Below are 22,757 nucleotides of genomic sequence, written 5' to 3'. Positions count from 1 at the left end.
GCGAGCCTACGCGCGCTGGGCAGCGCTGGCTGTGGAGGAAGAAGGCTGCAGCAGGCGTCCGAGCGGCACTTCGATCCAGCGATGGAAAGCAGCGCCCGCAACCAGGCTGGCGCCCCAGGCGGCCAGCATGCCGCCGCCTTGCAGCACCGGATCGGCAGGCACGAAGCGGGTGAAGGCTGCATTCACCAGCAGGCAGACCGGGAAGTGGATCAGGAAAACCGAGTACGAGGTGCGGGCCAGTGAATTGACCACGGCCAGCAAGCGGCCTTCGCCGCTGAACTGCATGCGGCCGAAGATCACCAGCGCGCACGCCACCATGATGGCCAGCGCCAGGCGGCTGCGGAAGTTCACAGCCAGCGCCAGCAAGGCCGGCAGGAAAATCGCCGCCTGCACCAGCACTGCACCGCGCGTCTTGCGCCGCGGATCGCCGGCCCACCATGCGGCCAGGCCCAGGCTATAGCTGCCGAAGAAGTACGGCCCCCAATTGTCCCAATCGGAGTCCAGGTTGAAGTGCAGCAGCGACAGCGCGCTGCCGACGGCAACCAGGCTTGGCACCAGCCAGGCGCGGCGCACCGGGCCGCTGATGCGGGCCGCCAGCCACAGGATGGCCACGACCATGGCGTACAGCTGGAAATCAATGGCGACGTACCAGGCGCCTGCCGACAGGGACGGGAAACCGAGCACGCCATGTGCCAGCACGGCGTGCGCAGCCAGCTGGCCGACTGTCGCCGGGGCGGAAATCGAATGATGGTCCATCCACTGGCTGGCAAACGCGGACGCCAGCGCTGCAATCAGGGTCGCGGCGATGAAAGGCGGCGCGAGCTTGGCGTAACGGCGCCAGACGGCGCCCAGCGGGTCGACCATCACCGGCTGCGCACTCGGCGCCAGTGATTTGGCGGCCAGGAAGCCGCCCACCACCAGGAACACTTGCACGGCAATGCGCGCGCTGCCTCCCAGCCAGTCGATCAGGTCTGGCAGGATGAGCCGCACGTGGTCGGCCATGGGGCCGTAAAACGCCAGGTGGTGCAACACAATTAGCTGTGCTGCAACAGCCTTTAATAAATTGATCACGCCATACTTCATTACATCTGCTGCCGACTGTGCAAAAGGTCGACATGATAACCGAGCTCAGCAGATTAGAGGCGCGCGCCTAGCACCGCGTAAGTAACCAGATGTTACGCAGCCTTGCCTTCGGCCTTCTTGAACGGGCTGCGATCCGGCGCCTCATCGTGGTCGATGTTCAGCAGCAGGTGCTTGATCACCTTGTTCATCAAAGGCTGGCGGTGGCGGATCAAGACGCCGAACGTTTCCGGTCGGGCGCCCAGCGCCGCTTTCGGCTCCAGCGCGGTACGGCCGAAGGACACGCGCTTGCAGCCCAGGCCAATGGCGTCGGCAATGCCGGCGTGCAGCAGGCGCAGGTAGATCGGCAGGTCGGCCGCGGCGGCGCGGTCAAAGCCGATGTGGAAGGCGATGGCGGTCTCGCCGTCGGCAATGGTGACCAGGAACCCCAGCATCTTGCCTTCGCGCTTGAGCACACTACAGCGGAAACGCTCCCCTGCCGCCTGCTGCAGCGCCGGGAAGTACTCCGGCAGCAGTTCGAACGGACGGAAGCCGGCGTTCACCTGCACCGCCTTGTACAGGGCATGGATCTCGTCCTGCATGGCGGCTATGCCGGTAAAGTGCTCCACCGTGCATTGCGCCGCCTCGATCGGCTTCAGGATGCCGTTGCGGATGTTGGCGCGGTACTTCGAGGCCAGGCTGGCCAGGTAGTCGTCGTAGCTTTTCCAGTCTTCGCCAAGGGCCAGCACCATGTTCGGCTCCGTTTCCACGAAGCGGTAGCTGAGGTTCTTGAGGAAGGCGGCATCCTCCGCTTGCGGTCCGTGCAAGTCCTTGATCATGACGAAGTTGGCCGAGCCGGCCAGCTTTTCCGCCTGCCGCACGCGGTACAGCACTTCGGCCACCCCGTGCCAGGCCAGTTCCGGATCGACGCCGGGGGCGATGGCGATGCCGTGCTGGCCAAAGGTCAGCAGGTTGCCGCAGGTGAGCACGCGCTGGCCCAGGCTCTCGCCCAGCGCACCGAAGGAAGTCTTGCTGGCCTGGGCCAGCTTGATGTCGGCCAGCTGCATATAGAGCGCGGCCACCGGCTGTTCATCCTCGTACACCAGCGCATAGCGCGGCTCGAGGTTGGTCGGCAGCACGGTCTCCAGCGACCGCAGGTAATCGTAGGACAGGAAGAAGCCCGCTTGGGCCGTGAGCCCTTTCCATGCCTGGGCGTCGAGCATGCCGATCGAGTCGGCGATGGCGTAACGCAGTTGGGCGGGGCCGCGCAGGCGCTTGCGCACTTCGCGGCGTTCGGACAGGGCGGTTTTCACTGAGCGCAGTTTTTGCTGGATCTTCATCGTTAGAAAATTGGCAATTGGACGGCGCAGTCTACCACGGGCCGCGTTGTGCCGAATAATTTGAAGGAGGCCACGATATGCGCGCAATCGATAAATTGGCAACACCGATACCATTTTGAACATGTTAAAAACGCCAATCGACCCGAAAGGCACTGCAATGACTGCTCCGAATCCGAACTGGTACCTGCGCGCGCGGCTCAAGACCCGCCAGCTCCTGCTGCTGATCGCCATCGACGACGCGGGCAATATCCTGCGCGCGGCGGAGACCCTGTGCATGACGCAACCGGCGGCTTCCAAGCAGCTCAAGGAACTGGAAGACATGCTCGGCATCGCGCTGTTCGAACGCCATCCGCGCGGCATGCTGCCCACCATTTACGGCGAAAGCATGATCCGCCACGCACGCATGGCCTTGAGCAGCCTGGCGCGTGCGCACGAGGATATCGTGGCACTCAAGGCCGGCCTGGCGGGCCAGGTCGACGTGGGCAGCATCATGACGCCGGCATTGGGCTTGCTGCCGCGGGCCATCACGCGCATCAAGCAGCAGGTGCCGCAACTGCGCATCGGCGTGCAGGTCGAGTCCAGCAACGAACTGCTGGAGCGCCTGCAGCGGGGCACGCTTGATTTCCTGCTGGCGCGCCTTACAGGTTTCCACGACTGCGCCGAACTGCTGTACGAGGAGCTGGCGCCGGAGCCGGTCGTGGTGGTGGCTCGCGCTGGACACCCCTTGGCCGTGCGCCACGGCCTTGGCTTGCAGGACCTGGTGCATGCGCCCTGGATTACGCCGCCGCCCGGCAGCATCCTGCGCCAGCGTTTCGACCAGTTGTTCCACAACGCTGGACTGGAGCCGCCCGCCGACGTGGTCGATACCAGCGAGATTGTGCTGATCACCAGCATGCTGCAGATGAGCGATGCGCTGAACGTCATGTCGGCGGATGTGGCGCGGCGCCTTCGGGAACTGGGGCTGCTGGCGATCCTGCCGCTGGAGCTGGACTGCCGCATGGACCCTTTCGGCATCATCCGCCGGCGCGACAGCATGTTGTCGCCAGGCGCGGAACTATTGCTGGAGGCGATCCGGCGCGAGGCTTCGGCGCCGCCCCCTGCTGTGCCGGCGCCCGCGCCGACGCCTGCGGCGTATAACCTCTACGACATAGCTCTCGCGTAAAAAGTCATTGGATCGGCACCGGTGCATGCGCATAGCATGGACCGGCACACCCATATCCGGAGACCTGCCTTGAACCATATGCCCCTTATGCGCTGCCTGGCCAGTGCGCTGCTGCTGATCGCGCCGCTGGCCGGCCACGCCGCGCCCCGCGTCGAACTCAGCTCCCCCGACCGCCAGTTGCTCGTAACGATAGATACCGGCGGCCACCTGGCCTTCGCCGTCAGCCATCGCGGCACCGAACTGGTGCTGCCCACGCCAATCAGCATGACCCTGGCCGGCCTTGGCACGCTGGGCGACAAGCCGCGCCTGGCCGGCCAGCAGCGCCGCAGCATCGATACGACCGTGCGGCCGGTGGTCGCGCAGAAGTCGCGTGAAGTGCGCGACCACTACAACTCCCTGCAGCTCGACTTCGCCGGCGGCTATGCATTGGAAGTGCGCGCCTACAACGAGGGCATCGCCTACCGCTTCCACACCTCCCTGCCCGGCCAGGTCACGGTGGAAGACGAGCAGGCTGGTGTCAGGCTGCGGCCGCAGGACACCCTGTACTGGCCCCAGGAAAAGTCGATGCAGTCGCACAACGAGCACTATTACCAGGCGCTGACCATAGGCGACGCCGCCGGCAAGCTGGTTGGCGTGCCGGCCCTGGTGCGTGATGGCGGGGTGCACCTGGTGTTCACCGAATCGGGCCTGCACGACTATCCCGGCCTGTACCTGCACGGCGAAGCGGCGGGCCTGCGCGCCGTCTTCCCGAAAGTGGCGCTGGCCGAAACGGCGCGCGACGACCGCAATGTGCCGGTCACGCAGGAGGCACCCTACATCGCACGCACCGCTGGCAAGCGAAGCTTCCCGTGGCGCATCCTGGGTATTTCCGCCGACGCCGGCGGCCTCCTGCTGAACCAGATGCCCTATCTGCTGGCCGAGCCGCAAGAACTGAAGGAGACCGCCTGGATCAAGCCAGGCAAGGTGGCCTGGGACTGGTACAACGGCAACAAGCTCTATGGCGTACCCTTCAAGTCGGGACTCGATACCCGCACCTACCGCCACTACATCGACTTCGCGGCCGACAACGGCCTCGAATACATCATCATGGACGAGGGCTGGTACAAGCTGGGCGACCTGCTGGCCGTCAAGCCGGAGATCGACATGCCGGAACTGATGGCATATGCCAGGCAGCGCGGCGTCGGCATCATCCTGTGGGTGTCGTGGAAGACGCTGGACACCCAGATGACGGCGGCACTGGACCAGTTCGCGCGCTGGGGCGCTGCCGGCATCAAGGTCGACTTCATGCAGCGCTCCGACCAGTGGATGGTGAACTACTACGAGCGCGTGGCGCGCGAAGCCGCCGCGCGCCGCCTGCTGGTGGACTTCCACGGCAGCTTCAAGCCCAGCGGCCTGCAGCGCACCTGGCCCAACGTGCTGACCTTCGAAGGCGTAAAGGGCCTGGAAAACAATAAGTGGAGCGACAAACAGACGCCGGAACACGACGTCACCCTGCCCTTCATCCGCATGTTCGCCGGCCCGGTCGATTACACCCCGGGCGCCATGAACAATGCGCACCGCAAGGATTTCGTCGCCAGTTTCGACCGCCCCATGAGCCAGGGCACGCGCGCGCACCAATTGGCGATGTACATGATCTACGAAAGCCCGCTGCAAATGCTGGCCGACAGCCCTTCGCAATACCGCGCCAACCCATCCTCGCTGGAGTTCATCCGCCAGGTGCCGGTGGAATGGGACGAAAGCCGCGTGCTGCACGCCGAGCTTGGCCGCTACGTCGCCATGGCGCGCCGCCGCGGCGATACCTGGTATGTGGGCGCCATGACCGGCGCCGACGGCCGCGACCTGGAGCTGGACCTGTCCTTCCTGGGCGACGGCGGCTACCAGTTGGACAGCATGGAAGATGGGCCGAACGCCGGCGTCTTCGCCACCGACGTGCAGAAGGGCGGCGCCAGCGTCAGCCGCAGCAGCCGCCTGACGATGCGCCTCGCGCCGGGCGGCGGCTGGGCGGCGATCATCCGCAAGATGAATTGAGGAGAAGCGGATGCAAATTAATTCCCGCATTTGCGCGGCATTGATTGCCGCAACCCTTGCCGCCGGCGCAACAGCCGCAAGCCCTGCACACGCCGTACCGCCGGCCTTTGCGCCGCGCTGGCAGATCGACGGCGACGCTATCCGCTGGCAGGTGAAAGACGTCCACCGCGACCAGCTTGAAATGAGCGGCCGCCAGGTCTCGGCCGTGATCGACTACGGCAGCCAGGGCGACGGCTCGCTGCTGCTGGCGCGCACCGTGGTGTGGCCGATGTTGCGCACCATTCCCGACGACACCCATGCCAGCCTGATTCGTAAATTCGGTGCGGAAGCCTCGCCGGTCATCGCCATCGACGGCCAACCCGCCGCTGGCGAGCACCTGAAGCAAGTTCGATTCGACGGCCGCCTCGCGCTGCGTTCGGAGCTGGCGCCTGGCCTGACGCTGACGCGCACCCTGACGCCGTCGCCCAGCGAGCCGGCTCTGGTTGAGCGGCTGGAACTGGAAAATAGCGGCCAAAGCATGCTGCACTACAGCTTCGGCGCGCTGGAGCGCAGCGAAACCACGCCGGCCGATCGCGGCACCCACGGCACCTACGTGATTGAAGTGCGCTCCCCGGCCCGCGAAGGCGAGCTGGCGCCCGGCGCCCGCGTGCACGTGGACGTGATCATCAGCGGCCGCCTGCAGAACGAGATGGTCTACGTGGACGGCGGCGAAGCCTTGCAGGAACGCGCACGCAAGGTAGCGCAATGGCGCGGCAACCTGGTGCTGGAAACGCCGGAGCCGGTGCTCGACGCCATGTTCGCCTTCTCCAAGATCCGGGCTGCGGAAAGCATCTTCGCCACGCGCGGCGGCCTGCTGCATGGGCCCGGCGGCACGCGCTACTACGCCGCCATCTGGGCCAACGACCAGGCGGAATACGTCAATCCCTTCTTTCCTTACCTGGGCGACAGCGCCGGCGTGCAGAGCGCGCTCACCAGCTTCGGCATGTTCGCGCGCTACATGAACGCAGCCTACAAGCCCATCCCCTCCTCGATCATCGCCGAAGGACGCAGCTACTGGAACGGTGCCGGCGACCGCGGCGACTGCGCCATGATTTCCTACGGCGCCAGCCAGTTCGCACTGGCACAAGGCGACCCGGGCACCGCGCGCCAGCTGCTGCCCCTGATCGACTGGTGCCTGGAATTCACACGCCGCAAGCGCGACGCGCAAGGCGTCGTGCATTCGGACAGCGACGAGCTGGAAGGCCGCTTCCCGGCCGGCAAGGCCAACCTGTCGACCAATGTGCTGGCCTACGCCGGGCTGCAAGGTGCTGCCCGGCTGGCAGCTTCGCTGGGCGATACGCAGCGTGCGACTGCGCTGCGGCAGGAAGCGGAAGCGCAACGCAGTGCGATCGAACGCCATTTCGGTGCGCGCATGGGTGGCTTCGACACCTACCGCTATTACGACGGCAACGAAAAGCTGCGCGCCTGGATCGCACTGCCGCTGGCCGTGGGCATCAACGAGCGCCAGCGCGGCACCGTCGATGCCCTGCTGTCGCCGCAACTCTGGAGCGAGAACGGGGTGCTGACCGAAGCGGGCGACAAGACCTTCTGGGACCGCGCCACGCTGTATGCGTTACGCGGCTTGCTGAAAGCGGGCGAACTGGAACGCACCATGCCCTACCTGCGCTACTACTCCGGCCGGCGCCTGCTGGGCGACCACGTGCCGTATGCGGTGGAAGCCTGGCCGGAAGGCCAGCAACGCCACCTGTCCGCCGAAAGCGGGCTGTATGCGCGGGTCATGACGGAAGGCCTGTTCGGCATCGAGGCGGCCAGCCTGCGCAGCTTCACTATCGCACCGCGCTTGCCGCATGGCTGGCCGCGCATGGCGTTGCGGCATATGCGTGCCTTCGGCGCGGGCGAAGACGGCGGCGGCATCGACATCGTCACCACGCGCACGCCGCGCGGCCAGCGCGTGCTGGTTCGCCTGGATGGAAAGACCTTGCTGGACCAGGCCTGGGACGGCAAGGCGCCGCTGCTCGTCACGCTGCCAGGCAAGATATAACCTTTTGTGCATAGATGGCGAGTAAACATTCAATTGTTCGCCACCACCAAGCTACCTAGCATGTCTCCGTCGGCCGCCTTGCGCGGCCGAATCATAACCACAACAGGAGACGCAATGAAGAACCCTTCCCAACGTGTGCGCTTGACGCTCGTCGCGCACGCCCTTGCATTGGCTTTCGCCGGGCCAGTCCTTGCTCAATCGAATGCCACCGGCAGCATCTTCGGCCAGGTTGCCAACGCGAGCGGGACTAGCATCGTGCTGGTGAACGTCGCAACCGGCGCGCGCCGCACCATCACCGTCGATGCCAACGGGCGCTATAACGCCAGCTCCATGCCGCCGGGCGTCTACAAGGTGCTGCTGATGCGCGACGGCGTCGTCGAACGCGAGCTGGAAGTGGAGGCGCTGATTGGGCAAGGCGTGGAAGCGTCCTTCGAACCCGTCCAGGCAGTGAAGGTGACCAGCCGGCGCCCGACTATCGACGTCAGCAACACGAACAACGGCGCTGTGTTCACCGCCCGCCAACTGGCTACGTTGCCGATCTCGCAAAACCTGTCCGGCATCATCCAGCTTGCGCCCGGCACTGCGCGCGGCAACACGCGCATCGGTGGTGACAGCTTCGGCGGCGCCGGCGTGAGCGAGAACGCCTACTTCATCAACGGCTTCCCGGTCACCAATGTCTATCGCCAGATCGGCTCGACCACCCTGCCCTTCTTCGCGATCGCACAGGCGCAGATCCTGCAAGGCGGCTACAGTGCGGAATTTGGCCGTTCCACCGGCGGCGTGGTGAACATCACCACCAAGAGCGGCACCAACAACTGGGAAGCCGGCGCCGTGCTGCAATACACGCCGGACTGGCTGCGCGCCAAGCCGGACAACACCTACTATCCGAACACCGGACATAACCCGAAGACCGACGGCAAGCTGCTCACCTACCGTCACAGCAACAACGCCACCGACGTCTTCGGCAGCGCCTACGTCGGCGGCCCGCTGGTCAAGGACAAGCTGTTCATGTTCGCCAATATCGAGCAGGACCGCTTCAGCACCGGCTACATCAGCAAGGATTCCGATTCGCTCAACAAGACCAACGGCTGGACCGAACGCGAGACCCGCACGCCGCGCTACCTGCTCAAACTCGATTACAACATCAGCGACAACCATCGCCTCGAGTTCACCCAGATCCACGACGAGAACAAGAAAACGCAGCAGAATTACGGCTTCGACTACGCCAGCCTGCAGCGCAACGAGGTGCGCGCCGGCGGCACCACCGGCGATGGCGTCAAGACCAACGACTCGATCGTGAAATATACCGGCTTCCTGAGCGACAGCCTGACAGTGACTGCGCTGGCGGGGCGTTTCAAGTCGACCTATCCGCAATCGCGTGAAGGCTACGTGCCGGGCGTGTACCAGGTTAATGCCCCGCTCAATGCCCAGGTGCCGGGACTGGTTTATACCAACCCGCAGGCCATCGGCGGCACCATCCAGGTGCCGAATGCGGAAGACAGGCAATCCACGCTGCGCCTGGACGTGGAGTACAAGCTTGGCAACCACGGCCTGCGCGCCGGCATCGACCGCAACAACGTCTCATCGATCAATGGCTCGGAACTGGCCGGCGGTGGCAGCTGGACCTACTTCCGCGGCGATCCCAGTAAAGCGGTTCCTGGCGGCAGGACGCCCGCATCGGGAGGTGGATACGGACTGCAAGGCTACTACGTGAACGAGTATCACCAGAGCGACTCCGCCTCGCCAAAAACCGATCAGTCGGCCCAGTACATCCAGGATCGCTGGCAGGTCACCGATACAGTGCTGCTCGACCTGGGCTTGCGCAACGAGCAGTTCACCAACAAGAACAGCTTCGGCCAGGCTTATGCAGCGCAGCGCCATATGCTCGCCCCGCGCATCGGCGCATCCTGGGACGTGCGCGGAGACAGCACCTTGAAAGCTTTTGCCAACCTTGGCCGCTACCACCTGCAAATTCCGACCAGCGTGGCATCGCGCCTGGCCGGCAATCCGGTCCACATCGACCACTACTACACCTATACCGGCGTCGATCCGAAAACCGGCGTACCGACCGGGCTGACGGAAATTTCCCCACCGGTTTCCGGCGGCAACGAATGGGGCACGCCCAAAGACCCGCGCCAGGTCGCATCGAGCAAGCTGGGTGCAACCTACCAGGACGAGCTTGCACTCGGCTTCGAGGCGGCACTGACGCCGGAGTACACGGTCGGCAGCAAGGTCACCTATCGCACGCTGCGCAACACGATCGAGGATTGGTGCGATTCGCGCCCCTTGCGCGCCTGGGGCAAGCGCAACAACGTCGATACCAGCAAATACGATATGCCATGCCTGCTGATCAATCCCGGCCGCGACAACACCCTGACGCTGGACCTGGCCGGCGATGGCAAGCTGGTTTCCATTCCATTGACGGCTGAAGACATCGGCCTGCCGAAGGTAAGCCGCGTTTATACGGCACTGGACCTCTTCATCGAACACCCGATGCGCAATGGCTGGTACGGCAAGCTGAATTACACGCTGTCGCGCACCAGGGGCAATATGGAAGGCCAGGTGATGTCCGATATCGGCCAGGCCGACATCGCCGCCACCACCTCGTTCGACTTCCCGGAACTGATGGATCACGCCAGCGGCCCCCTGCCGAACGACCATACCCACGTGCTGAAGGCCTTCGGCTACTACCAGCTTGGCCAGGAATGGACCGTGGGCGGCAACGTCAACATCGTCACCGGCGCGCCGAAGTCCTGCATCGGCAACCTGCCGGCCGCGCTCAACCAGGATGGCAAGAATCCGGCAGCCGGCTATGGCGCTGCCGTCTTCTACTGCGACGACAAGCCGGCGCCGCGCGGCTCCGCGGGCAGGATGCCGACCGATTTCCGCATCGCGCTGAACACGACTTATATGCCGCGCATGTTCAAGGGCCTGGCATTGAAGGCGGACGTGTTCAACCTGCTGAACCGCCAGACCACGCTGGCGACCCAGCCGGTCTACAACGCGGGCGCCAACACCGTCAGCCCCTACTATGGGCAGGTGCTGGGGCGCGCACCTGAACGCCAGGTGCGCTTTGCCGCGGAGTACCACCACAAGTTCTGAATCAGCGCCCCGCTTCCTTCAGGTATTCCGCACGCGCTGCCAGCGCGGTGTCGGCGAAGTCGCTGAACACGCCATCGACGCCAAGGGCGAAGAAGTGCTTGTACTCCAGCACAGGATCGCCCTTGTAGTTGCTGGCCAGGCGGCGCTTCTCGTTGCGGAAGGTGTACGGGTGCACGAACAGGCCAGCCTTGTGCGCATCCGCCACCAGCGAGGTGGGCTCCATGGTGGTGGTGTCGGCATCGTTCACCTTGCCGTCGCCGTTGATATCAGCAGCACCTTTGACGCTGACGATGTAGCGCTTCCATGGGCCGATGCCGTCGGCATAGGTCTTGATCTCGGCCAGCCCGGCCGGGGTCACCATGTCGCTGAACAGGCGCTTGTCGCCGGCCTGCGCCCAGTCGAACGGCTTGTCGTATGGCGCGGCGTAGGTCAGCGCACCGGTTTTCAGGTCGACGTCGTCGGCGTCGATCAGCTGCACCATCTTCAGCTTCGAACCTTTGCTGCGCATGTACTTCAGGCTGCCCGGCTCGAAGGACTGGATGTAGACCGGCGAGTCGCGTTCGGTCCAGCCGGCGGCCGCCAGCATCGCCAGCAGCTTGTCTTCCAGCGGCAAGCCTTGCTGGCGGTGGAAGGTCGGGTTCTTGGTTTCCGGGTAGATGGCGATATTGCGGCCGCTCTTCCTGATCATGTCGATCACTTCCTGGATGGTCGCGATCTTGTATTGGCCGTTGAATTGCTGCGGGCGTTCGGCATCGGTTGAAATGCCGCCCAAGGTCTTGATCTCCGCCAGCGTGAAATCACTGGCGAACCAGCCGTCCTGCAGTTCACCGTCGACGCTCAGCTTGCGCTTGCGGGCGGCGAATTCCGGATGTTGCGCCACGTCGGTGCTGAACGCCAGGTTCGGGTCGTGGCGGGCAATCAGCACGCCATCCTTGGTGGAGATCACGTCCGGCTCGATCGCGTCGGCGCCCAGCTCGATGGCCTTGGCATAGGCTTCCACCGTTTCCTCCGGCAGGTAGCCGCTGGCGCCGCGGTGCGCCACCACCAGGGCCGGCTTGCCGTCCAAAGTGGGAAGCGGCGCCTGCGAAGTCCCGCCACATGCCGCCAATACCGCTGCCGCTACCGCTCCTGCTATCGCCTTCTTCATCGTTGCCCCGCTGTGTAAGTTGAAAACTGGCGGATTGTAGGTAGCGAAAATGACAAGCTTGTGAATTGCGCAAGCGTGCTCGAGGTGCTTGACAACCGTTGCCTAGGCAACGTATAGTTCATTTATGAACAAACAAGCCGACCCTCGCCGCGTTGCCCGCCTGGTCAGCCGCGCCCAGAAAGCCCTGGAAGAAGAACTCGATGCCAGGCTCGCGCCCTTCGATATCACGGCGGCGCAATACGTGGTGCTGTCTGCCCTGCATGGCGGCCGCGCCAACATCGCAGCGCAGATCTGCAAGGAGCTCTCGTACAGCCCCGGCGCCATGACCCGCATGCTGAACCGCCTGGAACAGAAAGGCATGATCCAGAAAGGGCCGAGCGCCGCCAATCGCCGCACCGTGCAACTGGAACTGACCGAAGAAGGCCGGCGTCTTTTCCCCAGCCTGCTGGAAGCTTCGGGCACCGTGATCGAACAGTACTTCGGTACTTTCAGTGCGCAGGAACTGCATGCTCTCGAAGCCCTGTTGCTGAAGATGTTCGCCGGGAAGTAGATCTTTTTTTTTGCCGAATAGGTTGCCTAGGCAATGTTACATTAAGGAAGTAATGTGGAACCTTCAATCAATGTGCTGGGAGCCTATTTTCCCGACTGGCTTTTCTGCATTGCCGGCGCCACGGTGCTGTGCTTCGTGCTGCACACAGTGCTGAATGCGCGCGGCTGGCTGGCCGGCGCCCCGGCGCATCTGCTCGCGCTGGGCTACCCCGCCCTCGCCACCGTGCTGTCCCTGTCGGCGTGGCTCGTATTTTTCCAACATTGAGGTGAGGTCATGAAGAAAACCAGGAACTCCCGCCGCTGGAGCGCCATCGTGCTGGTGCTGGCCCTGGCCGCAATCGGCCTCGCCATCTACGTCGTGCGCACGATCGACCAAGCGCCGCGCACCGATGATGCCTACGTCTATGCCGACACCATCAACGTCGCCCCCGAAGTCAACGGAAGGATCGTGGAGCTGCCGGTGGCGGACAACCAGCGTGTCAGGAAAGGCGACCTTCTGTTCCGCATCGATCCCCAGCCCTTCGAGCAAACCCTGGCAAAGGCCGAAGCCAGCCTGAAAGCGCTCGACAGCGAGATCAGGCTGACCCAGCGCTCGGTCGATGCCCAGAAGTTTGCCGCCGCTGCAGCACAGGCGAACGTCGAACACGCAAAGGCCGCATCCGAGCAGGCGGGCGACACGCTGGCGCGGCTCGAACCCTTGCTCACCAAAGGCTTCGTGTCGGCCGAGCGCATCGACCAGGCTCGCACCGCCAGGCGCGGCGCGCAATCCCAGCTTAGTGCGGCCTTGCTTGATGCGCGCCGAGCCGAAGCTTCCGTCAGCGGCGTCGATGCGCTGGTCGCCAGGCGCGAAGTCGTGAAGTCCGAGATCGCGCTGGCGCGCCTGAACCTGTCCTATACCGAGGTGCGCGCGCCGGGCGACGGCATCGTGCTGAACCTGAAAACCTCGGTGGGCCAGTTTGCCGCTGCCGGCCATCCGGTGTTTACGCTGGCCAGCTCCAGCCGCTGGTACGTGGTGGCGAATTTCCGCGAGACCGACCTGGCCGGCATCAAGGCCGGCCGCCATGCCCAAGTCTACCTGCTTGGCGACACCTCCAAACGCTACAGCGGCACCGTCGAGTCCATCGGCTACGGCGTGTTCCCCGACGACGGCGGCAGCGAAGTGGCAGGGCTGCCGCGCGTACCGCGTTCCATCAACTGGGTGCGGGTGGCGCAGCGCTTCCCCGTGCGCATCCTGATCGAACAGCCAGACGCAGCGTTCCGCATCGGCGCTTCGGCCGTCGCCATGCTGAACGCGAAGTGAACATCATGGAAGCGCTGATGGCGCGTATCCGCGCCGAACTGGCGCCCTTCCCTGGCCGCATGGATGCGGTGTGGCGCCTGCTCGCGAGCTGCACCGTGGTCATCGTCTGCTCGATGGCCTTGCAAATTCCTTCGCTCTCGCTGTCGCTGATCATGGTGTTCTTCACCGCGCAGGAGAATACCGTGCTGACCCGCATGAGCGGCATCGTGCTGGGGATCGGCAGTACGCTGGCGGTGGCGTCGTCCATCCTCCTGCTCAAATTCTTCATCGACGCCCCGATGCTGCGGATTCTCGGCGCGGCGCTGGTTGCTTTCTGCGGCATGTATTTCATGCGGACCAGCAAGCTCGGCGCCATCGGCTTCCTCACCGCCCTGATCGTGGTGTATGGGCAAAGCATGGCCGACATTTACGAAGATCCCGAAGTGATGACGCGCGCCTTGTTGTGGGTATGGGTAGCTTCGACCTATCCGGTGGTGGTGACGATGATCATCCAGCGCCTGTTCCGGCCTGCGTTGCCGGTCAAGCTCCTGGTGGAAGAATATGGCCGCCAGCTTGATGAAGTCGAGCACCAGCTTGAGGCGCGCATCGCCGGTGCCGCAGCGCCAGCCTTTCACAGCGGCCAGGTCGGGCGCGGCGTGCTGGCCCTGCAGCGGCAACTGGCGTTTGCAGCCCTGGGCAATGAGGAACGCACTGCGGCGCGTGCTGCGGCCGTCGGTCGCCTGCATGCCGCGGCCGCGCAACTGGCCAGGCTGGCGCCGTTCGAAGCTTCGCAGGAGGAGCACAAGCAGATGATCGCGATTCGACAGGCTTGCGCGTCACTGCGGGAGTGTCTCGGGCATGGGACGGCCTTCACGCCGGATTCTGCAGCGCCGGCTTCGGCCGGCCTGGCTGGCACCGCAGCGGGAGCTGCAACCGGCGCGTCGCACGCGCACAGCGTGGTTTTGCGCGAGATGGCGCGGGCTTTGCACGCCGCGGCAAATGCGGACGCCGATGCCACCCCAGGTGCCGCCGGACTGGCGCGCCAAGGCGGAACCCGCTCGTCCGGTGCCGTCGGAAATCCCTTGCGCCTCGTTTACCTGCAGTTTGCCTTCAAGGCAGTCCTGGCTGCGATGATCACCTACGTCATCTACACGGGCCTTCAATGGCCCGGCATCCATACAGCAATGCAGACCTGCATCATTCTCGCCCTGCCAAGCCTCGGCGCGACCACGCATAAAGGCATCAACCGCTTGCTGGGTTGCTGCCTTGGCAGCCTGGCCGCGCTGGCGGCAACGGTATTTGTCGTGCCGCACCTCGACAGCATCGTCGGACTGCTGGCCATGTCCCTGCCCATCATCGCGCTTGGTGCGTGGATTGCCGTGGGGCCGCCGCGTTCGAACTACATCGGCGTCCAAATGATGTTTGCATTCGCACTGGCGCAACTGGGCAGCTTCGGGCCCGTCACCGACGTCACTGAGATCCGCGACCGGTTGATTGGCATTCTGCTTGGACTGGCGGTTTCGATCACCATATACGCGCTGCTGTGGCCAGAACGCGAAGGCCAGGCGCTCAAAACAGCTCTGTCGCGCCTGCGCAAGGCGGTCGCCGCTTGCGTGCACGCCGATCAACAGGGTATTGGCTCGGCGCGGCTGGAGGCCTGGGGCCTGCTGAACCAATGTCGTGAACTGCACGCCAGGGTGGCGCTAGAGCCGGGCTGGCGCGACCGCAATGCACGTCGCATCGCGAACACGCTGGCACAAGCGGAGGAGAAGCTGGCCGCACAACAGGCCAGCCATTAGGGCGATCAGGCGACCAACAGTCCCATCTCGCCCAGGATTGCCGCCGCTTGGGCGTGGGATATCACGACGCCCTTGAAGGTGCGCAAGTCGGCCAGATCCAGGCCGCCGATATCTGCCCCGCGCAGGTCGGCGCCTTCAAGGCGGGCCAGCTTGAGCACGGCTTCGCGCAGGCTGCAGCCCTCCAGCACGGCCTCGCGGAAATCGCAGCCGGACAAGTCGGCATCCGAAAAATCGAGCTGGTTCAAGGTCGCTTTGCGGAATGAAAAGCCGCGCATATCCGCGCCAACCAGCAGGCTTTCCTCGAAGCTGGCGCCCAGGTGCGACACCTCTTCGAAGGACGCTCCAGTCAGTTTGCAACTGCGGAAACTGGCCGACGCCAGCTTGCTGCGGCGCCATTTGCTGTTATTCAGGTCGCAGCCCTGGAATTGTGCATCGACCAGGTCCGCCGATTCGAAATCGGCCGACATGCCGCGGCAACGCTGCCAACTGCTGCGAGCCAGCTTGCATGCGTACAGAATCGTTTCATTGAAAGTGCAGCGCTCAAAGACGCAGTCCTGCAGGTCGAGGCGCGACAGGTCCGCCTCGTCAAAGCTGCACTGCACGAAATGGCGCACGCCTGCCGAAAGCTGCTCCACCAGCGAGTCGCGATCCATCTCCATGTTAGCGGCGCTGGGTGCGGGCGGCGTAGGCTTCGTAGATCGTCTTGGCGTCCTTGTGGGCCTGGTCGATATTGCGCAGCTTCTTGTCGTCGTCATGGCGGACAAAGAATTCTGCGTCCTGCGCATCCATCACCAGTTTGACCGCAAGCGTGTCTTTCAGGTTGTATTTTTCGAAGATGAGCGTGGTCACTTCGTCGAGATATTCTTCGTAAGTCATGATCGGTTCCTTCCGGCGCCGATTATACGCGTCATGCGGGCACTTGCCGAAACGATTCCGTATCTATATAATTCGGGCCCTTCGGGTCGTTAGCTCAGTTGGTAGAGCAGCGGACTTTTAATCCGTTGGTCGCAGGTTCGAGCCCCGCACGGCCTACCAGAAAAAGATAGAATAGCCAGCCTTCGGGCTGGCTATTTTATTATCTGCATTATGAAGCATTCCCTCTTCCTGTTCGACCTCGACGACACCCTGCTCGATTTCCGCGCTTCCGAGAAGCTTTCCTTTGAGCGCGTGCTGCGGCAGCTTGGCTTCCGTGACAGCATCGATGAAATGTTCCAGCAATATCAAGGCATCAACATCGAACTGTGGCGGGCGTTTGAAGCCGGTACGGTTTCCAAGGAATTCCTGAAAGTGGAACGCTTCCGCAAAACTTTTGCGGCAAACGGGCTGGAGATCGATCCGCAGCAAGCCAGCTACCGCTACCTGGAGTCCCTGTCCGAAACCGTGGTCCTGGTCGATGGCGCCAGTCGCCTGTGCGAAACGCTGGCCGCAGCCGGCGAAGTGGGCATCATCACCAACGGCGTGGCGCACATCCAGGACCGCCGCATTGCCAGCTCCGGCCTGGGCGATTACATCTCCTTCACTGCCACTTCCGAAGCATGCGGCTATGCCAAGCCGGATAGCCGCTTCTTCGAATACGCCACGAAAATGGCGCGTGCCTTCAACAAGGATGAAACCATCATCGTGGGCGACCGGCTGGACGCCGATATTCTCGGCGCCAACCGTTTCGGCATCGAAAGCTGCTGGTACAACCCGGGCCGTTTAGACAACGACACCGAAGCCCTGCCCACTTTCGAAGCCGCCCATCTAGACGATATCGCTCCTTTGCTCGCTTAAAAGGCGAAGCGCAGGCCGGCGTTGACCCGGCGCCCCACATCTTCCAGGGTCAGGAACTGGCTCTCGTTGTTGGCATATTCGTGCATGCGCGAATTGCTCAAGTTGATGCCGTCCAGGTACAAGGCGATCTTCGGCGTGATGTTGTAGCGCAGGCTCAGGTCGTACTGGCCGTAGGCTGCACGGGTGCGTGGCTGGGTGCTGCCGCCGCCGCAATCGACGGCGAACTTGTTGCGCCAGTTGTAGCTCACGCGCGCCGAGAAGGTCTCGTTCTCATAGAACAGCGAAGCGTTGTACGACTGCTTCGACAAGCCCGGGTAGCCGCAATCGAGGGCTGCTGCATCGTCTCGGCTGGCGGTAGCGTCGACGAAGGTGTAGTTGGCGGCGACACCAAAGCCGCGCAGCCACGCGATGCCGTTGTCGAAGGCATACTGGCCGGCCAGCTCGATACCCTTGATCTTGCCCTTCTGTCCATTGCGGATGCGGGTATCGTGCACTACTTCCGAGTACTGCGGGATGGTGATGTCTTCAAGGCGCTTTTCAAGGAAGTTCGACACATTCTTCTGGAAGATCGCCGCACCGAGGAAGTTGGTCTTGGACAGGTACCACTCATAAGAGAGGTCCAGGTTCTTCGACTCCATCGGCTTCAGGTATGGATTGCCGCCGCCGGTCTGCACGTCTCCGAAACGGCCGCCGTACCAGTTGTCGACGCCCATCTGGTTCAGCGTCGGCCGGGTCTCGGTTTTGGAGGCGGCCAGGCGCAGCACCATGTCATCGGTCAGGTCGAATTTCAGGTTACCCGATGGCAGCACGCTGTTATAGCTGTTCTCGACCGACGTCTCGACCGCCGGGCCGTAGTTCAGGATGTAGGTGGTGTCGTTCGGGCTCTTGGTCGCCGACAGCAGCACGCGGCTGATACCGGTGGAAGTCGAATTCACGCGCACCACGCGCACGCCTGCATTCGCCGACCAGCGCTCGCCTTCCCACTTCGAATCGAGGAAGATGCTCGACACCTTCTCCTTCACGCTCCAGAAGTTCGGCTTGGTGTAATCGATGGACATCGGGCCGTTCGGGAACTTGCTCTTGTCCAGGTACAGCGCCGGATCGTTCGACAGCGCCAGCGTGGACGGCTGGTTCAGGTAATTCATGTAAGCATACGGATCGAAGCTCAGGTAGCTCGCCGGCGCGCCCGGGAAGGCGTTATCCAGCGACTTCACCGTGAACAAGGATGACGGCAGCGACACGTGGTAGCCGCTGAAAGCGTTCCACGAATCGCTTTCCCACTGGTTGCGCCCGACCTTGCGCTGCGAATATGAGACGCCGGTGTCGATGCCCTTGAAGGCGCCCATCTCGTGCGCCCAGGAGGCGTTCATGCGGGCTTCGCTCAGTTCATCGGCAAAGCGCACATCCTTGTTGGACACGGCGTGGGCGCGTACCGCGTTCGGGTCCGTAATGCCGTCGCCGAACGACAGGCTCGGGATGGAGCCAAAGGTCAGCGAATCGCCATTTTTCGGCACCATGCCCGCCACGATCCACTGGTCCGGAGTCTTGGTGGTGGTTCGCGAATTCGAGACGTCGCCTTCAAGCTTCCACTCAGGTGAAGCGTTCCATTTCGCATTCAGGCCAAAGGCCTTGGTAATCGACAGCCGGTCGCCGCCCTTGACGATCATGTCGTTCGAATTGGCATCTGTCAGGATACCGGTGCCGTCGCCGACCAGGGCCGGGTTATTGGCGAAGAAGTTCGCGCCGGGACGCAGGAAGCTCGTGACCTGGTTGTTGGAGTCGTACTTCACGCCCAGTTGCACCGGGTTGTTCCAGTCGCTGATGGCGATCACGTCGTTGCGCTGGTTGAGGCGCGAATACAAGGCATCGGCGGTCAGCTTCCAGTCCGCGGAAGGGTTGTACTGCACGGTGACGTTGCTGACCAGCCGCTTGCGCGTTTCGTTCTCCTGCTGGTAGCCGAAGCTTTGCGGCATCAGCAGCTTCTTGCTGGTGACGTTGGCCATGGTCAGGCCCTTGGAATTCAGGTCGCCGTCGATCATATACACGTCGCGCAGGTTCCAGGCATCGTTGATGGCCTTGTTCTGCTTCGACGCGCGGTCGGTGTACGACAGCGAACCGGTCACGCCAAAAGTCTTGTTCTCATTGGCGAAGGAATACATGCCGCTGACGTTGGGCGTGTTCTTCTTCGAGTTCGAATCGTAGGAGTCGAATACATTGATCACGCCCGAGTGGCCGGCCTTGCCGGACAAGGGACGCGCGGTCTGGATATCGACCGTGGAGCCGATGCCGCCCTCCGGCAGGAAAGGCATGGAAGTCTTGTAGACGATGGCCTTCGAGATCAGGTCGGACGAAAGCAGGTCGAACGAAAAATCGCGGCCGCCGGTGTCGCTGGTCATGGTGCGGCCGTTGACCAGCACATTATTGAACTCGGGGCCCAGGCCACGTACCGAGATGTAGCGCCCTTCCCCGTTGTTGCGCTGGATTTGCACGCCGGTGACGCGCTGCAGCGATTCCGCAATGTTCGTATCGGGGAACTTGCCGGCGTCTTCGGCCGATACGGCATCCACGACGCCTTCTTGCAAGCGCTTGGTCGCGAGCGAGGACGCCAGCGAAGCGCGCACGCCACTCACCACCACCTTGGCAGAAGGATCGATCTGCTCTTCCGCCGTTTGAGCATTGGCACCCAGCGGCAGCAGGATCTCTGCGATCAGCGCCGCCAATACAGTCTTACGCATAAATTGTCTCCGTTATTTTGGTTTTGGTGAGCCAATGTTACGCAGGGCTTGCAATATCAAAGTATTGCGTCTTTCAGTATTGATATTCCGAAAACGTATGAGTCAGCCTGGCCCGCTGGCTGCGCGCGAGCACGATGCCTGATGTCGGATTTATGCAACCCGTGACTATTCGATAGTTTGCTGACAGCAACAGAAGTTACAATTTGCACTCTGAAAATTTCGGGATTCCCAGTGTCTGATAACGTATACGCCGCGCCGAGCGCCAACCTTGATGAACATTTCCATTCCGGCGTGGAAGACCGCTTTTACGTGGTCTCCACGCGCAAGATGCTGATCCTGTTCTTCCTCACCTTCGGCCTGTTCCAGCTGCACTGGAATTTCCAGAACTGGCAGCGGCACAAGCGCGCTACCGGGGATGACGTCTGGCCGCTGCCGCGCGCGCTGTTCGCCCTCTTCTTTACGCATACCCTGTACCACGAAGTGGCCGACTACGACCCCAGCGGCAAAGGCCGCAGCTGGAACAGCGACACCTACGCGACCGGCATGGTGTTCCTGATGCTCGCTGGCTACGCCTTGTCATGGGCCGGCACCGGCTCGCTGCTCCTGGACGTGGTCTCGATCCTGCTGTTGATCCCCACTGGCCTGCTGCTGAAGCAGGTCCAGCTGGAAATCAACATCCGCAGCGGCGACCCGGCCGGCAGCAGCAACGACAACTTCACCGCGGCCAATATCGCCTGGTGCGTGCTCGGCGCATTAGCCTGGTTCTTCTTCGCCATCGGCCTGCTGCTCGTTCGTTGATGAACGCCGGCGCCGCGCGCTAATCGGCCTTGTGCCCTGCCAGCGCGATCTCCGGCAGGAACAGCAGCACAATCAGTCCTAGCAGGACCAGCAGCGCGCCGGCGCCAAAGACGCCGGCAATTGCGTGGCGATAGACGGCCACCGTCGAAGCCAGCACGCTGACGCCGGGCCCGACGGCCGCCACGGCGTTCACGCCGTGGACATGCAGCGAATGCGCCAGCATGGCTCCCGAACCGGTCACGCCCAGCAAGCCGCCCAGCGAGCGGAAGAAAGTCAGCATCGCCGTCCCCACGCCGCGCCGCGGCAGCGGCAAGGCGTTCTGCACCGCGATCGTCATGTTCGGCATCACCAGGCCCAGGCCGGCGCCGAGCAGGAAGATCGCCGGCTCGATGACCCAGTAGCCCCACCCGGACTCCATGCCCAGCGCCAGGGTGCTGAACGCCACCAGCGCGGCGACCAGTCCAGCCACTTGCACGCCCTTGTACTTGCCGGTGCGCGCCAGCCTGCGGCCGCTCAGCATGGAAGAACCGACCAGGCCAATCATCATGGCCACGGTAAGCAGGCCGGAGCTGGCCGGGCTGCTGCCCATCACCACCTGGAAGAACAGCGGGAAGAACACGGTCGCGCCCATCAGGCCCATGAAGGTCAGCGCCATCACCACGCTGGCGATATTGAAGACGCGGTTGCCGAACAAATCCGGCGGCAGCACAGGCTCCGGCACCTTGCGTACATGCATGGCCAGCCAGGCGCCCAGCACCACGGCCACCGCGCTGCACACCTGCACCTGCAGGGAATCCCAAGGCCATTCCGTGCCGCCCAGCGCCAGCACCAGCAGCGCCGACGTGATCGAGCCGGTCATTAGCACGGAGCCCAGATAATCGACACGGTGCGCATGGTGCACCTTTTCCTTGTGCAGCGCCCGTGCGATGGCATAGAAGGCCACGGCGCCAACCGGCAGGTTGACGTAGAACGTCCAGTGCCACGACAAGGCGTCGGTAATCAGGCCGCCCAGCACCGGCCCAAGCAGGCTGGTGGCGGCATACACCACCGGCACCATGCCCATGCGCTTGCCGCGTTCCGCCGGCGGGATGATGTCGGCAATGATGATCTGGGCCAGCGGCAGGAAGCCGCCCGCGCCCACGCCCTGCATCGCGCGGAACACGATCAGCTGCGTCATGTTCTGCGACAGGCCGCACAGCGCGGAGCCAAGCAGGAAGGCGCCCATGGCGGCGAAGATCATCGGGCGACGGCCGTACTGGTCGGCCAGCTTGCCGTACAGCGGCATGGTGGCAGTGGAAGCCAGCACATAGGCGGTGACCACCCACGACAGGTGGGCCATGCCGCCCAGGTCGGCCACGATGCGCGGCAAGGCGGTGGCGACGATGCTCTGGTCCAGCGCACTGAGGCCCAGCACGGCCATCATGGCCAGGTAGACAGCGCGGATTTCGCGCTCGGTAACAGCGGTGTCCTTCATGGTGCTCCGATGATGTTCAGGGGTTCAATGGCGGCTTCCAGCGCAGCCAGCTGGGCCGGCGTCAGGCGGGCGATGCGCTGCGCCATCCAGTCGCGGCGCTTGTCGCGCAAGGCTTCGATGCACGCGGCGCCATGCGCCGTCGCCTGCAGGCCGGAGCGGCGCCGGTCTTGCGGATCGGGCGCGCTGCGCTGCACCAGCCCCGCCTCCTCCATCGCCTTGACATGGCCGCTCATGGTGGCGGTGCGCACGTTTTCCATGCGCGCCAGTTCGGCCACGCCGATGCCAGGCTGTTCCTGGATGATGGCCAGCAGCATGTACTGCACCAAGGGGATATCGCCGCCGTTTTCGCTGGCGTCGCGGCGCATCTCGCGCACCAGCCGTTTCAGCGTCAGGCGCAGCTCTTCACTGGCGGCGAGCACGCGCGGCGTCAGGATCGCTTCATGTTTTTTCGGCATCGGCCATATAGTTAGG

18 protein-coding genes and 1 tRNA gene are annotated in these 22,757 nt (G+C 63.6%); 11 read left to right on the top strand and 8 right to left on the bottom strand.

Annotated elements, in window-relative coordinates:
- Positions 1-6 precede the first annotated feature (6 nt).
- Positions 7-1,071 carry an acyltransferase family protein gene (locus tag ACN9MW_RS11585; protein WP_426170846.1) on the bottom strand — a complete coding sequence of 355 codons (1,065 nt, stop codon included), beginning with the start codon at positions 1,069-1,071 and terminating at the stop codon, positions 7-9.
- Between the two features lie 104 nt (positions 1,072-1,175).
- On the bottom strand, positions 1,176-2,399 hold the full coding sequence (locus ACN9MW_RS11580; RefSeq protein WP_426170844.1) for a GNAT family N-acetyltransferase: 1,224 nt from the start codon (positions 2,397-2,399) through the stop codon (positions 1,176-1,178).
- Positions 2,400-2,556: 157 nt separating this feature from the next.
- Between ACN9MW_RS11580 and ACN9MW_RS11575 the strand changes: the two genes are divergently transcribed.
- The 4 genes from ACN9MW_RS11575 to ACN9MW_RS11560 all read left to right on the top strand — a co-directional run bounded on the left by ACN9MW_RS11575 (position 2,557) and on the right by ACN9MW_RS11560 (position 10,732).
- A complete protein-coding gene (locus ACN9MW_RS11575; protein ID WP_426170843.1) occupies positions 2,557-3,561 on the top strand; it encodes a LysR family transcriptional regulator in 1,005 nt (334 codons plus the stop codon).
- Positions 3,562-3,639: 78 nt separating this feature from the next.
- Positions 3,640-5,589 (top strand): glycoside hydrolase family 97 protein, encoded by a 1,950-nt coding sequence (locus tag ACN9MW_RS11570; protein WP_426172173.1) that lies wholly within the window; start codon positions 3,640-3,642, stop codon positions 5,587-5,589.
- Positions 5,590-5,599: 10 nt separating this feature from the next.
- Positions 5,600-7,630 carry a hypothetical protein gene (locus ACN9MW_RS11565; protein ID WP_426170842.1) on the top strand — a complete coding sequence of 677 codons (2,031 nt, stop codon included), beginning with the start codon at positions 5,600-5,602 and terminating at the stop codon, positions 7,628-7,630.
- Between the two features lie 114 nt (positions 7,631-7,744).
- On the top strand, positions 7,745-10,732 hold the full coding sequence (locus ACN9MW_RS11560; protein ID WP_426170840.1) for a TonB-dependent receptor: 2,988 nt from the start codon (positions 7,745-7,747) through the stop codon (positions 10,730-10,732).
- Between the two features lies 1 nt (position 10,733).
- On the opposite strand, the gene ACN9MW_RS11555 is transcribed toward ACN9MW_RS11560, so the two are convergent.
- Positions 10,734-11,879, bottom strand: coding sequence for a glycerophosphodiester phosphodiesterase (locus ACN9MW_RS11555; protein WP_426170839.1), 1,146 nt, complete (start codon positions 11,877-11,879; stop codon positions 10,734-10,736).
- A gap of 124 nt (positions 11,880-12,003) precedes the next feature.
- Here ACN9MW_RS11555 and ACN9MW_RS11550 point away from each other — a divergent pair, with 124 nt between their 5' ends.
- From ACN9MW_RS11550 to ACN9MW_RS11535, 4 genes are read left to right on the top strand one after another with little or no spacing between them, the layout of a single operon-like run.
- On the top strand, positions 12,004-12,429 hold the full coding sequence (locus ACN9MW_RS11550) for a MarR family winged helix-turn-helix transcriptional regulator (protein ID WP_426170838.1): 426 nt from the start codon (positions 12,004-12,006) through the stop codon (positions 12,427-12,429).
- A gap of 54 nt (positions 12,430-12,483) precedes the next feature.
- On the top strand, positions 12,484-12,693 hold the full coding sequence (locus ACN9MW_RS11545; protein WP_426170836.1) for a YtcA family lipoprotein: 210 nt from the start codon (positions 12,484-12,486) through the stop codon (positions 12,691-12,693).
- Positions 12,694-12,702: 9 nt separating this feature from the next.
- Positions 12,703-13,728 carry a multidrug transporter subunit MdtN gene (mdtN, locus tag ACN9MW_RS11540; protein WP_426170834.1) on the top strand — a complete coding sequence of 342 codons (1,026 nt, stop codon included), beginning with the start codon at positions 12,703-12,705 and terminating at the stop codon, positions 13,726-13,728.
- 5 nt (positions 13,729-13,733) lie between these two features.
- Complete coding sequence (locus ACN9MW_RS11535) at positions 13,734-15,506, top strand: FUSC family protein (RefSeq protein WP_426172172.1); 1,773 nt, start codon at positions 13,734-13,736, stop codon at positions 15,504-15,506.
- Between the two features lie 5 nt (positions 15,507-15,511).
- Here the strand turns inward: ACN9MW_RS11535 and ACN9MW_RS11530 are convergent, their stop codons facing one another.
- Entirely contained in the window at positions 15,512-16,165 is a 654-nt protein-coding gene (locus ACN9MW_RS11530; RefSeq protein ID WP_426170833.1) for a pentapeptide repeat-containing protein, read from the bottom strand.
- A gap of 1 nt (position 16,166) precedes the next feature.
- Complete coding sequence (locus ACN9MW_RS11525) at positions 16,167-16,382, bottom strand: hypothetical protein (RefSeq protein WP_426170832.1); 216 nt, start codon at positions 16,380-16,382, stop codon at positions 16,167-16,169.
- Between the two features lie 83 nt (positions 16,383-16,465).
- Between ACN9MW_RS11525 and ACN9MW_RS11520 the strand changes: the two genes are divergently transcribed.
- Both ACN9MW_RS11520 and ACN9MW_RS11515 read left to right on the top strand, forming a co-directional pair.
- Positions 16,466-16,541 (top strand) — tRNA-Lys (locus tag ACN9MW_RS11520).
- A gap of 51 nt (positions 16,542-16,592) precedes the next feature.
- Positions 16,593-17,279 (top strand): YjjG family noncanonical pyrimidine nucleotidase, encoded by a 687-nt coding sequence (locus ACN9MW_RS11515; protein ID WP_426170831.1) that lies wholly within the window; start codon positions 16,593-16,595, stop codon positions 17,277-17,279.
- On the opposite strand, the gene ACN9MW_RS11510 is transcribed toward ACN9MW_RS11515, so the two are convergent.
- Positions 17,276-20,014, bottom strand: a complete 2,739-nt coding sequence (locus ACN9MW_RS11510) for a TonB-dependent receptor (RefSeq protein WP_426170830.1) — start codon at positions 20,012-20,014, stop codon at positions 17,276-17,278. The genes ACN9MW_RS11515 and ACN9MW_RS11510 overlap by 4 nt on opposite strands.
- Before the next feature lie 231 nt (positions 20,015-20,245).
- Between ACN9MW_RS11510 and ACN9MW_RS11505 the strand changes: the two genes are divergently transcribed.
- Positions 20,246-20,812, top strand: coding sequence for a hypothetical protein (locus ACN9MW_RS11505; protein ID WP_426170828.1), 567 nt, complete (start codon positions 20,246-20,248; stop codon positions 20,810-20,812).
- Between the two features lie 19 nt (positions 20,813-20,831).
- Here the strand turns inward: ACN9MW_RS11505 and ACN9MW_RS11500 are convergent, their stop codons facing one another.
- Both ACN9MW_RS11500 and ACN9MW_RS11495 read right to left on the bottom strand, forming a co-directional pair.
- Positions 20,832-22,286, bottom strand: a complete 1,455-nt coding sequence (locus ACN9MW_RS11500; protein ID WP_426170826.1) for an MDR family MFS transporter — start codon at positions 22,284-22,286, stop codon at positions 20,832-20,834.
- On the bottom strand, positions 22,283-22,741 hold the full coding sequence (locus tag ACN9MW_RS11495; protein ID WP_426170824.1) for a MarR family winged helix-turn-helix transcriptional regulator: 459 nt from the start codon (positions 22,739-22,741) through the stop codon (positions 22,283-22,285). Before ACN9MW_RS11495 ends, ACN9MW_RS11500 begins: the two co-directional genes overlap by 4 nt.
- Between the last annotated feature and the right edge of the window lie 16 nt (positions 22,742-22,757).

This window comes from Pseudoduganella sp. R-34, from assembly GCF_049904655.1.
In the GTDB taxonomy this organism is placed as follows: Bacteria; Pseudomonadota; Gammaproteobacteria; order Burkholderiales; family Burkholderiaceae_D; genus Rugamonas.
The sequence above is the reverse complement of the archived record's forward strand: the minus strand, read 5'-3'. Positions and strand labels throughout refer to the sequence as shown.